Origin of the sequence: Streptomyces sp. NBC_00289, from assembly GCF_041435115.1 — a bacterium.
In the GTDB taxonomy this organism is placed as follows: Bacteria; Actinomycetota; Actinomycetes; order Streptomycetales; family Streptomycetaceae; genus Streptomyces.
The window spans coordinates 5,601,459-5,614,710 of the sequence record NZ_CP108046.1 but is presented as its reverse complement, the minus strand read 5'-3'; the positions used below and the strand labels follow the sequence as shown (position 1 = coordinate 5,614,710).

The following is a 13,252-nucleotide window of genomic DNA, read 5'->3' as shown; positions in this document are numbered from 1 at the left end:
TCTGGCGGGGTGGTGGGGGTGGGGGTTGTTTGGGGGGAGGTGGCTGATGCCCTGGGTTTCGGCCTTGTCTTCTCTGGTTGTGAGGCGATGGTGGCTGGTCGTGGTGTGTTGCGGTCGGGGGGTCTGCTGAGACCTGGTTGGTTGGCTGCGTTGTCGCCGGTTGTGGTGGCGGCGTTGGTGGCTGGGGTGGTGGGGCAGGCGCCGGTGGCGTCGGCGGCTGATCCGGTGTCGGGTGTGCCGGTGATTCCGAAGGCGTTGTCTGTGTCCGCGGCGGTAGGTAAGGGAGCAGACGCGGGGTATTTGCCGTCGTCGGGGGAGGTGTTGCCGTCGGGTGTGTTTACGACGTCGGTGCCGTTGGATGTGCCGGCGGGGCGGGCGGCCATGAGTCCGCGGCTGTCGCTGCAGTATGCGTCGGGGGCCGGTCGGTCTTCGGTGGGGGTGGGGTGGTCGTTGTCGGGTGCGGGGTCGGCGATTGCCCGGTGCGCACAGTCGGTGGCGGTGGACGGCACGCACGGGGGTGTGCACTTCGATCCCAACGACCGGTTTTGTCTGAATGGTGAGCGTCTGATTCTTGTCGGGGCGGTGCAGGGCGGCACGGACAAGTATGGGGGGGACGGCTCGGAGTACCGGACGCGGAGCAACAGCTTCCGCAGGATTGTGGCGTTCGGGGGGACGACGCCGGGGATTACGGGTCCGGACCGGTTCGAGGTGACGGACAAGAAGGGGGTGACGCAGACGTTTTTGCCGCACACGGCGACCCGGTCGAGGACAGGGGTCGGTTTCGACACGGCCAACAATCCTTTGATGGATACGGATCTCGCGGTGCCGGTGCGGGTGACGTGGCTGCTGGACCATGAGACGGATGCGTCGGGGAACACGGTCTCCTACGAGTACGACAAGGACGGCAGGGCCCGCAACGAAATCCTCATCTCCAAGATCGAGTATACGAGCAACGGGGGGGTGGCGGCGAAGCGGCGGGTGGAGTTCGATTACGAGGACGATGCTGCGGGGGCCAGGTTCTCGTATACGGCGGGGGTGCGGTTTGCGCATACGAAGCGGTTGAAGACGATTCGTATGCTGGCGCCGATGCCGGATGACACGAAGCTGGCGTGGCAGTACCACCTCGCCTACACGGTGTCGTCGAGCAGGCAGAGTCTGCTGGCCTCGCTGCAGAAGTGCGGCAGCGCGGGCGGGTGTGTGAAGAAGAAGGAGTTCGGCTGGTCCAGTCAGCCGGCGGCGCCGTCGTTCACGGTGGTCGACGGGGGTTCGGTGACACTGGACACGGCGGCTGGTAATCCGCGGATGCGGGTGCTGGACCTGGACGGGGACGGCAGAAGTGATCTTCTGTATTCGCGGGGGCCGGGGAAGCCGGACCGGGTGAAGTTCGGTGTCTCGCCGGATGCGCAGAGGGATCTGACCCCGGCGCTGGGCTGGCCGGGGGAGCTGACCGATCTGGGGCGGGCGCGCGCGGTGGACGCGAACGTCGACGGGGCGGCGGAGATTTTGCTGCCGGTCTTTTCGGGGGTGACGAAGAAGTGGACGTCGCATCTGCTGAAGTGGGACAAGAAGGCCGCCCGGTTCGTTGAGGACATGATGACGCCGTTCGACCTGCCGGAGAACGCGGTGGGTAACCTGGCGGATGTGAACGGTGACGGCCGTTTGGACATGCTCAGCCCCGATGGGGCGGCATCGGACAAGGTGCCGACGGTGTCGGTGCGGATCGCGGACGGGCCGGGCACGTTCAAGCCGGCTACGGCCAGCAGTATGAAGGCCCGTTGTGATCTGGGAGTGTCGGATCTGGACGGTGACGGCCGGGCCGAGCAGCTGTCGGCGAACGTGTCGGCGGACGGCACGTGTCTGGCGTCGGTGTCGTCGCTGAGTGTCAGTGATGCGGGCGTGGCCACGGTGAGTGCGCAGTCGGTGGTCAAGTCCGGCCGCCTCTACAGCCGGGCGGCACCCCAGCAGTCTGGTTTCGAGACGTTTCCGGGGGACTTCAACGCGGACGGTCTGGAGGATGTGCTGCTGCTGCCGCCCAAGACGGACCCGGCCAAGCACATTTACGATCTGCACGGCATCCTGCTGTTCAACACTGGCCGGGGCCTTGCCGATCCGCACAGTGTGTCGATCGGGCATGACGATTCGATGGATTTGCGGGTCGCTGACGTCAACGGCGACGGCCGGGATGACATCGTCTCCTTCGACGCCGTAGCGACGCATCTTGCGGTTTCGGACGGTGACGGCACGTTCACCTCCTCCGACATTGATCTGGGCGGCGGCACTAAGGACGAGAGTGCCGGGCGGGCCACTTCGCAGCTGGCGGATGTCAACGGTGACGGCCGCACCGACGTGGTGAAGATCGATTCGGGGCGGATGCGGATCCTGCAGCAAAACGAACGCCAGGTCGACAAGTTGGTGTCGGTGCACGACGAGGGAGTGGCCTGGCAGCGGGAGAGCATCACCTACTCCAACACCTGGTCCAGCACGCCCGAGACGGCCACGTGCACGTATCCGCTGACGTGTCCGAAGAAGGGCTTCCCGGTGGTGCGCCAGCGGGTGTCGCGGGCTGGACAGGTCAACACCGCTTCTGCCGGCGCGGCCCGCGTGTGGCAGTACACCTACGCCGATCCGGTCACTGACCTGCGGGGCAACGGCTCCCTGGGGTTCGGCACGTTCCGGGTCTTCGACAAGCGGCGTGCCTCCCAGACGGAGATGGTGTTCGCGCACCGCAAGAGCGTCAGCAACGGCGCTTTCTACCCGGAGGTCGGGCGGCCTTCGCTGGTCACCACGGTGGTGGCGATCCTTACCGCCGAGCAGGCTGCCGCGAAGCCGGCCACGGCCCGCGCGCGGGTGACACGCACGTCTTCCGCCTATGAGGCCCGGCCGCAGCACGGCGGCAAGGTGATGGCTGTCTTCGACACGGGCTCGACCACCAAGGAATGGGAACAGTCCGGCGCGCAGCAAGTCGCTATCGACTGGGACGGCCAGGCGGCGGGCGCAGCGATCACCGGTGTCAGTGAGCCGGCCACGGCGCTTCGGCGCACCGACAGTGCTGCGGTGTTCGACGAGTTCGGCAACCCGACCTCGCTGTCGCGGGCCACCGATGGCGGCACCGCGCTCATCACGACGACGAAGTTCGACACCGCGGCCGAGCTGATCGAGGAGTGGCGGGTCGGTGAGGCTCTCTCGTCCAAGACGGTGAGCTTCGCGGCCGACGGCGCCACGCGGGAACGCAACGTCTCCTACCTCCACGACGAGCGTGGACTGCTGACCAGAACGGACGTGGAGAAAAACAACACGGACGATGATGCCGACAGGGTGCGCGAGTCGACGATCACTGCCTACAACGCGCGGGGCGTGGTGACGTCGGTGACGTCCAAGACGCCGGGGCGCCCGGACCGCACCGTATACACCGCCTACGAGCCGGTGTTTCCCGGTCAGCCGGACGAGGAGATCTACCCCTCTCTGGTGTGGGTCGACTACAAGGTGGCCGCCTACCGGCCGGCGACGTGGATGGTCACCCATCCCGCGTTCGGCATCACGCTGGGCAGCGAGGACGTCAACGGCCGTACCACCACAGCGAAAATCGATGATCTGGGCCGACAGGTCCACGCCGAGACCGACGGCACTGCGCCCACCGACATCACCTACGCCGGCCGCGGCGACTTGGCCGGCGGCATCAACGGCGTGAGCGTCACCACCACCACCGGACCCAAGACCAGCACCGCCTCCACCGATGTCCTGGGACGGCCGGTCGCCTCCTTCGGCAAGGACTTCGACAACGTCGGCGGGAAACTGGCCACCGCCGTCACCTACGACACGCTGGGCCGCACCGTGGCCACGTCCGCTCCCTCGCCGACCGGAGGGAAGGCAACCAGCTACTTCGAATACGACAGCCTGGACCGGATGGTGAAGTCGACCGGGCCCGACGGCAAATCCACCGTGTTCGAACCCGCCTTCGCCTCCACGACGGTCACCGACCCCACCGGCGCCACCCGGCTCGACATCTACGACGCCGACGGCCGGCTGAAAGTCCACACCGACTATCGCACCAAGCCCGACGGCAGCGCCGAGGGCCTCAACACCGCCTACACCTACGCCCCGTTCGACCTGCTGAAGTCGATCACCGACGCCAAGGGCAACGTCACCACCATGCAGTACGACGTCCGCGGGCGCCGCACCAGGCTCAGCGAACCGGACCGCGGAGTCACCGACACCGCCTACTTCGGTAACGGCCTCATCGAGCGGGAGACCCGTGGCGACGCCCAGCACCAGAGCGTCTTCGGCTACGACGACCTGGGCCGGATGACCTCCCGCACCACCGAAGACGGCATCTCCGCGTTCGTCTACGACAGCGCCCCCCACGGCATCGGCCAGCTGGACTACGCCACCAGCCCCGAACAGATCGATAAAATCCGCACCGACTTCACCTACGACTCCTACGGCCGGCCCGCCGGCACCACATACACCGACCAGACCACCAGCCGCTCCTACACCACCTCACAGACCTACAACGCAGACGGCACCGCCGACACGCTGACCTACCCCAAGGTCACCGGACGCGAGCCGCTCACCCTGCGCTACGGCTACAACGCAGCCGGCTACCCCAACACCGTCACCGACATCACCCCCGGCCAGGACCCGAAAACCCTGTGGACGGTCAGCAAGCGCACCCCCGACCTGCAGACCGACACCGCCCAGCTCGGCAACGGCGTCACCCTCAAGAACACCTACCAAAGCGCCGGCGGACGCCTGGACACCGTCACCGCCACCACCGGCGCGGGCACCAAGGTGATGGGCCTGGACTACGACTACGACGCGGCCGGCCGGGTCATCAAGCAGACCCGCGACGACGCCACCACCCCACTGCGCTCGGAAACCTACGACTACAACACCGTGGGCCAGCTCACCGGCTGGAACCTCGGCCATGACGCAGGCTCACAGAGCATCGACTACAGCTACGACGCCCTGGGCGGCCTGACCAAGATCAGCCAGCCCGACGGCAGCGCGGACACCCTCACCTACCCCACCGGCACCACGCAGCCGCAGCCGCATACCGTCACCGGTCACGATGCCACCAGCATGGGCGGAGCCAAGGAAACCTACGGCTACGACAACCGCGGCCGGCAGACCACCGTGAAAAACGCCGCCGGCACCGTCACCCGCCAGGTCACCTACACCGCCTTCGACCTGCCCCGCACCGTCACCACCCGGGGCGCGACCACCACCTACCGCTACGACGCCTTCAACAACAAGATCATGGAAGCCACCCCCGCCGGCAACACCCTCTACATCGGAGACCTGTTCGAGCACCGCTTCCACAAAGGCAGCAGCGACAAGGACGTCTTCCACCTCGCCGGCCCCGACGGCAGCATCGGCCAGGCCGTCTTCGACGGCGTCAAGACCGACGTCCAGTACAACCTCACCGACCGCCTCGGCTCCACCGCCACCACCCTGGACACCGCAGGCAACCCCCTCCAGACCCTCTACTACGAACCCTTCGGCCGCCTCGTCACAAAGAACGGCACCCCCTTCACCGGCACCACCGGCGACCTCACCCGCACCTTCACCGGCCACGAAAACACCCCCAACACCGGCCTCATCAACATGAAGGGCCGCAACTACGACCCCAACACCCACACCTTCCTCACCCCCGACCCCGTCCTGGACACCACCACCAGCCAAACCCTCAACCCCTACACCTACGTCCACAACGACCCCCTCAACAACACCGACCCCACCGGCAAAGTCACCTGCGCCTTCACCCACCCCGGTGAATGCGAACAACCCGGCAGCGGATCCAGCAGCATCGCCGACGCACAATCCGGCGGCGCACCCGGCGTCTACGGCGGCAAGGGCTACATCGGCAACGACTGCGGCTGCACCCCCGTCACCGGAGAAAACAGCGGCTCCAACGCCGAAGCACTCTGGAACCAGGCCAACGCAGCCGACAAAGCCGCCATCGAAGCCGCCGACAGAGCAGCAGCCAAAACCGCCAAAGCCGACGCCAAGGGAAGCACCCAAGCCGGATCAGGCGACATCCTCAACAACACCACAGCCGCCGCCGGACTCTGCAGCGAAGACTGCGCCACCGACCTCCGCACCGCCGACGGAACCCCAGCCGCCTACCAGAAATACGAAGGACCCAACGGACTTAATGAAGTCTGGATCACTACCAGAGACTCCTACATTATTCAATGGATTGGAGTGCTAGTTGTGGTCGGGGGAGCGACAGCTGTTGCTGCAGTAGCCGACGCCCTCATCCCCGCCGCAGCACCCACCATCGTCACCGGAGCCGGCGGAACCGGAAAACTCTGCGCCGACAACCAACAATGCACAACAACCGTCACCAAGGTAGTAGAAGTCGTAACAAACGGTGGGCAAGGACTTCAAAAGATAGTCACAGATAACGGTGGACCTGCCGCTGCGGAAATCCGTGCCGCAATTGACCGCGGCCAGGCCATACGTCAAACGATCTCCGCCATGGAATCCGAACTAGAGCGGGTCCAAGCTCCAGCAGGTCGGGACCTGCGCGAGTTCGCCGCAGAGATGGGATTCTCGGTCTATTCAAAATATTGGGAGTACCATGACGAGCTCGTACACTCAATAGAGGCAACTAAAAAGCTTTTGCCCTAAGTCGATCTTGCGTGAGGTCCGTCGACGTTGTTGGCGGACCTTTTCGCTTTTCCGGGACTGGTGGTGGGTACTGTAACCCGGCACCACCGGCGACCTCACCCGCACCTTCACCGGCCACGAAAACACCCCCAACACCGGCCTCATCAACATGAAGGGCCGCAACTACGACCCCAACACCCACACCTTCCTCACCCCCGACCCCGTCCTCGACACCACCACCAGCCAAACCCTCAACCCCTACACCTACGTCCACAACGACCCCCTCAACAACACCGACCCCACTGGACTCACCGCCCGCGACATCAACTGCCCCGGCGGTGACCGATGGGGCTGTCACGACTGGAACCAAGGCCAGCAGGCGAACTTCAACGAATTTGGCCAGGCCGGCGAGGCCTACCAGACAGGCGGCAGCGCAGGCCTCGGAGAACACGAACGCGGCGCACTCAACCGCGAAGCAGCCGAACACGCCGATAAAAACGCAACCGACCTCGCCGACGCCGCCGAAAAAGCCGCCATCGAAGCAGCCGACAGAGCAGCAGCCCAAGCCGCCAAATCCGACAAGAACGGAAGCACCCAAGCCGGATCAGGCGACATCCTCGACAACACCACAGCCGCCGCCGGCCTCTGCAGCGGAGAATGCGCCACCGAGCCCTGGCTCCGACGGTGCCACATTTCGCAGGCCGATTATGGAGAAGAAAGAGCCCGACTACTTCCCCTCACGGAGTACGCGGGATGACCGGCCGCCGAGAGATCGTCAGCAGCGCATCCCCTGGCGGCTTCCTCCACCTGCTCGTGGACGCAGCGATGCCCTGACGTCTTCGTCACAGGTGGGCGGTTCCCGACCGATAGCACTCCACACCCGGCACGCACTCTAGGTACCTTCGTGAGGAGAAGCCTCTACGGACGGAGCACCGATGTCCCGCCGCCCGCTGGAACACCAGCGCCTCACCGACAGGGGGGCGCGCTGATGCTGGAAGAAGCCGAAGAGATCGGCCGTCGCGCACGTCGCGCACGGCTCCGCCTCGGTATGACGCAAGCCGACCTCGCTGCCGCCCTGGGTAAGACACAGGGCTGGGTGTCCAAGATGGAACGCGGGCACATCGAACTCGACCGCGTCGGCCTGCTCAACGTGCTTGCTTCGGAGCTGCACATACACCCGAACGACCTGATCGGGCGTCCGTACAACAGCACCCCCGCCGAGAATCAGTGGCAGGTCTCTGCCGCCGCGATTATGCGTGAGCTGCGCCGTTACGACCTCACTCCCGTCTTCGACGGAACCCCCCGCCCAGCCGGTCAGCTGTGGCAGGAAACCACCCGCCTGCACCGCCTCCGCGACGCTGCGGCGAACGTGGCGATCGTGCAGGTGCTCCCCGACCTGTTCCGTGAGGCGCGCGCTCTGGCCGAAGTCGCCACGGGCCACGAGCAGGAAGAGGCGTACGCCATCTACGCGGTGTGCTGCAAGTTCGCTCACACTGCCGCGCACGCACTTGGACAACCGGAGCTGGTGGCCATGGCGTGCGAACGAGCCGCATGGTCCGCGCGGCTGTCGGGCGACCCGGTGATGCCTGCCGTCGCCGACTGGATGCGCGTGTGGGACATGTGGGCCACCGCGGATTGGGACGACTCTGTTGCCCTGTCTGACAAGGCGATTCGCAGCGTGCAGCGGGAGTACGACCGTGGTGAGCCGTTGGCCGTGCGGGCATGGGGGTCACTGCAACTGCGCGCGGCAGTCTCGGCGGCGCGGGGTGGTCGCAAGGCCGAAGCGAAGGATCGGATCAAGCATGCGCGGAACGCGGCCAAGCGGATGGCTGAGGTCGCCGGCCCTCCGATCTACGACCGCCACAGTCTGACGTTCTCGGCTGGCAACGTGCAGATCCACGCGATCAGCGTCGCACTGGAGATGCATGAACAGCGTGAGGCGCTGTCGATAAACCGGCGCACGAGCAAGGAGCTGATCGCCTCTCTTCCCAACTCCCGGCAGGGGCACCACCACATGGACCTTGCCCGCGCGTGGCTATGGGATGGGAACCGCGACAAGGCGCTGAAGGAACTGGAGAAGGCGGAGGTCATCGCCCCTCAGCTCGTCCGGAACCATCCCATCGCCCGGTCAACCCTGCGCAGCATCGTGTACGCCGAGCGGGCGAGCACTCGTGAGAAGCTGCGTCGCATGTCAGACCGCTTCCACCTCGACGGGTAGGGTCATATTCCTGCGGTTCATATTGGGCCCCGAGCATCCACCTAGCTTCGGGGCATGGCCGATCGAACCTCGCAGCAACTCCCCACGCCCCAGAGCGCTTTAAGCGCAGGCAGCCCCTTCCATCCCCGCCTTGGCGACCTCGCCATCGATCTGGCCAAGGCGGGAACGATCGGGGTCGTCGTCGCCCTGCCAAGCGACAGCTCGGCGTCTTACCAACTCCGTCCACCCGGCGGAGGCGTGGACTGGCGCGCAAGGTCCGACGGAAGCACCCTCCGCCCCGTGCCGGTTCCGGTCACGCACGTCACGCCCGTGAAGCGCGACGCCGTGTACGACCCGCGTGCGCAGCAAGCCGCCATGGCGGTGACCGTCCACTACGAGGACGGCGGCGTCTGCGAGTCGATGCTCGTCCTCACCCCTGCGCAAGTCGAGCTGTACTACAACCAGCTCGGCCGCATGATCAAGGCGAGGGAATCGGCTCAGGATCGTCGGCGGTGAGGTCGGACGTGCTGATGCTCGCCCCACCGATCTCTGCACGTGCCTTCGTGCGACCTCCCGTCGGATTCCGGTGTGAGGCCACTGCCTACGACCTCAGCGGCTCCCGCGAGGTCCTGCTCGCCACCTATCGCGGCCGTTCCCCCCGCCTCGCCGCACGGTGGCTGAGAGCGTCCACGCACCGTTTCGCGCGGCTGCTGTCCCCAGACGTCGGGGCTCTGAGCCTGCGTGACGCGCCGCTCCTCCTTGCGGGCCCGGAAGTCCCGCGCCCCGATGTCGAGTTACGAGGGTCTTCGAAGTTAAGCGGTGCACGCATACATGACAGCTGTCCGCCGGGCGGCTGAAGCGGTGCGCCATCCGCGCAACGACTGGCCTGAGCGGCGTCCGGTCGACGACTCATCGTTTTGGCATGACCATGTCGCACCGCTTAACTTCGAGGACCCAGTTACGAGCATGGGCGGACAGCGATGCGGCGTACGAGCAAGCCCTTCGAGCTCTCGCCGCAGGCCGCGTGTTCGTGTTCACCGTGACGGACTACGACGCTCGGTACTGCCTCCGCGTGTACCCGCTGCCGACTCGCCGGCCTCGCCTTCCGCAGCATCCTGCCCTGGCCGGGGGGGGTACCTCACCCCTCGGTGAGGGCGGGCCGTCACCGACGTCCCCGCGGGCGTCGTCCGACCCGATGACTCCCGCCCCCGCGTCTTTTCCGGTTCCCCCCGGCGCGGGGGCGGGTCCACCACGCAATCGCAGCTGAACCGCTGAACGCACACCCGCCGCTCTGCGGCGCTGTCCTGCCCATCTACCGAGGGGAAGACGCGGTGACCATCTATCCCGTATCGCCGAACACCGTGCTCGCCAACGCGCTGACGAATGCTGAGGACCTGCTGAGGCCGCACATCGCCCAGGTGGCTCCGAAGCGCATCGTGTTCGTGGTGGGAACGCAGATCAACGGAGCACCGCACGTCGGCACGTCGCTGGTTCAGTCGCTCACGTTCGCCACGGCGGCCCGGATCCGGGACAGGTTCGGCGTGCCGGCTGAAGTTCAGTTCGGCGCACTCGACAACGCCCCGTACGCCATCGTCACCGACAAGGAGACCGGTCACCGCTATCAACGGGCCTACGCGCACGCCCTGGGCGAGGCGGGCATCGCTGACCAGGTCGACAAGCTGTACCGCCCACTGTTCACAGCGCTGTCCGAGCGCCTGAACGTGCCGTACTCCGTCGAGACCTACAGCCAGCAGCAGGCGGCCGAACACTTCCGCCGTACCTGGCTGCTCCTGCTGCCCCGCCTGGACGCCGCACGCTGGCACCTGTCTCCGTCGTCCGGCGTGCCACACGTTCGTGTTCCCTGCCCGCGCCCTGGCTGCGGGTGGGCCGAGAAGCACGCCGAACGCACCCACGTCCGTGACGACGGTTTCGAGCGGGCAACCATCTCGGCTATGTGCCTGCACCACGGCGAATACGAGGTCGTCATCGAACCCGCGACGGGTGGATACCTCGACCTCGCCACGCTGTACCGCAACCTCGTCAAGGAACTGGCGATCGTTGGAGCACGAGGCACACTGTACGTCATGGTCAAGGGCAGCGACTGGATGCCCGGCTGTCTTCTCGTCGACGGCGCCCTACAGGCCGTGGGCCTCACTCGGGGACAGATGACCGCCCGGCTCTTCTGCCCCCAGGTCGTCACGGACACGGGCGCGAAGCTGTCCAAGTCCCTCATCCGCGAGGGGCGCGCGCCCTTGCCCGACGGTGCGGCCCCATGGATGCTCGACACCCGCGAGTGGCCCGGCTCGTTGGCAGAGTACGTCGATCGCCTGCTCGGTCTGACCGACGTGTTACTCGCCGACCCACGCCATTTCTTTCGCTCGTACTCGGCCGGTGAACTCGGCCGGCTCATGTCCGCTGCAACAGCAAGGAGCGTTCCCGCCCCATGACGGAGACTGCCGCCGCGCGCGTCCGTGAACTGAACCTCTACCGCCGCTACTTCGACCTCGTCGCCAGTGGTCAGAAGACAATCGAGGTGCGGGTGAAATACCCCCACCTCGAAGACCTGGCCGCCGGAGACGTCATCCGCTTCCGCATCAAGGGCACCGAAGAGACGTGTGACGTCCTGGTGAAGCGGGTCACGGAGTACAAGACGTTCGAGGAACTGCTCGACGGGGAGGGTCCGGCGAACGTCAACCCGGCCTCCTCCCGTGAGCAGCAGCTCGCCAACATCCGGGATATCTACCCGGCGGAGAAGGAAGCGCTCGGCGCGCTCGCTATCGAAATCGAGCTGCCACCCCAGTAAGCCCGCCGCGCTGTCCCCGCTCCCCCGAGGGGACTGCTCGCGGCTTCCTGGCGTCCGCCGCTCGCGCCCGTACTGCGGGCGGCGGACGCCCACAACAAGAGACCGGACCACCCCTCAGCCTGGACAGCGATCCGGGGTGGTCCGGTCTTGGAATCCCTGGTCAGGACCCCGGTGCCGATGGTACCGGGGCGCTCGGCGTGCTCGAACGCGGGGGCGGCTCCAACCCACGTACCCCGATGTCAAGTTAGAGAGGGCCACTGTTGAAGTCCGGTCGACTGCATCCCAGTTCTGACCTGCACCACCGAAAGTCAGCCACGGCGGTGGGTGCGTCGAACGAGCACCCGTCACGTGTGTCTCCAGAAACCCCCCGCCGGCCTCAGCCACGCTTCCTCCATTCGTCACGGCCCTCGCCCCCTCCCCGGCCTGGGCGTTGCCGACAAAGAGCCTGTCGCATGGGCCTGCCTGCTGCTTTGAAGTCCATCGACTGCGAAAGGCGGACTGGTCGGATGGCGCGGTCTCACTTGGTCGGTGTCGGCCTGGTCCTGGTGCTCGGAGTGGTCGCGTTGCTTCCTGGTCTGACTATCCGCCTCGCATGGCTGCGCGCTGAGTGGCCGGGGGCCGGCGCAGCGGTGGCGGAGACAGGGAGCGGCGGCGGCCCGTGGCCGCCAACGCGCGCGGACCGCCGTAGGCGGGCCGCCTTGATCCAGTAAAGAAACTCTGAACAGCACCACAGCGCAGTAGTCGATCAACCTGGGAGAGGCACGGATGCCGTGGGCAAGGCCCGGCGGTTCGAGCAAGTGCGGCACGGAACGGCGGCACGGCAGCAAGCGGGGAGCGATGACCGAGCACATACCGGACAACGAAATGGGGTCGACCAGCATTCACGTCGGGGACACGGATCAGGTAGTCGCGCTGATCGAGGAGATGCGGGCCATGGTCGTCCGCCTCAGCAGGGAGACCAGGGAGTTGCGAGAGGAAGTGGCCGAGCTCAGGACTACGGCTTCGGCTGCTGAGCTGCCTTCAACTCCTCGACCTCACGTCGCAGTTCCTGATGATCAGCGCTGAGAAGACGGATCTCGTCACGTAGTGCGGTGAGTACTTCAGCAAGGGTGGTCCCGGCGTCTTCGGCCGCTTCGGTGGCGTCGGGCCCGCCCTCCCCCTGCCCTGCGTGGCCGGGGCTCTCGTCCTTGTTCGCCAAGTACCAGGCTGGAGCGGTGTAGTTCGCCGAGAGCTCCCCGCCGGCATTGTGGTCCGCGACGAAGCTGCCCCGGCCATGGATCGTGTAGATCAAGCCCTCGTCCCGCAGCACGTTGAGTGCGGATCTTGCGGTCATGTTGGCCACGCCGAAGCGTTCCTGCAGCTCGCGAATGGACGGCATCTGCTCGCCCGGCTTGATCCGCCCCTGCAAGATGTCGCGCCGAAGCTCGTCGGCAGCGTGCTGATACGGCGGCCGACGGTCCTGCTTGCTCTCTGGCGCGGGGCTCATGGCCCAAGAGTAGCGATTCCTAGCACCCCTAGCACACCCGACTGACATAGGTGGCCTATGTCAGTTGATACCTAGCTCACCCGATTCACTTGACACTGCTAGGTCAGCTATGTTCAATGGTGATCACGCCCCACCGCCCTGGTGGAGCACATCG

At 66.2% G+C, this 13,252-nt stretch carries 6 protein-coding genes and 1 pseudogene; 6 read left to right on the top strand and 1 reads right to left on the bottom strand.

Annotated features, from left to right (window positions below):
- The first annotated feature begins 87 nt into the window (after window positions 1-87).
- From OG985_RS25510 to OG985_RS25485, 6 genes and pseudogenes are all read left to right on the top strand, one after another.
- On the top strand, window positions 88-6,633 hold the full coding sequence (locus OG985_RS25510; RefSeq protein WP_371670656.1) for an FG-GAP-like repeat-containing protein: 6,546 nt from the start codon (window positions 88-90) through the stop codon (window positions 6,631-6,633).
- A gap of 112 nt (window positions 6,634-6,745) precedes the next feature.
- A pseudogene (locus OG985_RS25505) lies at window positions 6,746-7,369 on the top strand (RHS repeat-associated core domain-containing protein); the annotation flags it as partial.
- Window positions 7,370-7,600: 231 nt separating this feature from the next.
- Window positions 7,601-8,830, top strand: a complete 1,230-nt coding sequence (locus OG985_RS25500; protein ID WP_371670655.1) for a helix-turn-helix domain-containing protein — start codon at window positions 7,601-7,603, stop codon at window positions 8,828-8,830.
- A 54-nt stretch (window positions 8,831-8,884) separates the two neighbouring features.
- Window positions 8,885-9,325 carry a hypothetical protein gene (locus tag OG985_RS25495; RefSeq protein ID WP_371670654.1) on the top strand — a complete coding sequence of 147 codons (441 nt, stop codon included), beginning with the start codon at window positions 8,885-8,887 and terminating at the stop codon, window positions 9,323-9,325.
- Window positions 9,326-10,140: 815 nt separating this feature from the next.
- On the top strand, window positions 10,141-11,256 hold the full coding sequence (locus OG985_RS25490; RefSeq protein WP_371670653.1) for a hypothetical protein: 1,116 nt from the start codon (window positions 10,141-10,143) through the stop codon (window positions 11,254-11,256).
- Window positions 11,253-11,612 (top strand): ASCH domain-containing protein, encoded by a 360-nt coding sequence (locus tag OG985_RS25485; protein ID WP_371670652.1) that lies wholly within the window; start codon window positions 11,253-11,255, stop codon window positions 11,610-11,612. The genes OG985_RS25490 and OG985_RS25485 overlap by 4 nt, the downstream gene beginning before the upstream one ends.
- A 994-nt stretch (window positions 11,613-12,606) precedes the next feature.
- Here the strand turns inward: OG985_RS25485 and OG985_RS25480 are convergent.
- Entirely contained in the window at window positions 12,607-13,098 is a 492-nt protein-coding gene (locus OG985_RS25480) for a GntR family transcriptional regulator (protein WP_371670651.1), read from the bottom strand.
- Between the last annotated feature and the right edge of the window lie 154 nt (window positions 13,099-13,252).

Coding starts and splice junctions, on each gene's coding strand:
- OG985_RS25495 (WP_371670654.1), top strand. CDS start 8,885: ATGGCCGATCGAACCTCGCAGCAACTCCCCACGCCCCAGAGCGCTTTA.
- OG985_RS25485 (WP_371670652.1), top strand. CDS start 11,253: ATGACGGAGACTGCCGCCGCGCGCGTCCGTGAACTGAACCTCTACCGC.
- OG985_RS25480 (WP_371670651.1), bottom strand. CDS start 13,098: ATGAGCCCCGCGCCAGAGAGCAAGCAGGACCGTCGGCCGCCGTATCAG.
- OG985_RS25510 (WP_371670656.1), top strand. CDS start 88: ATGGTGGCTGGTCGTGGTGTGTTGCGGTCGGGGGGTCTGCTGAGACCT.
- OG985_RS25500 (WP_371670655.1), top strand. CDS start 7,601: ATGCTGGAAGAAGCCGAAGAGATCGGCCGTCGCGCACGTCGCGCACGG.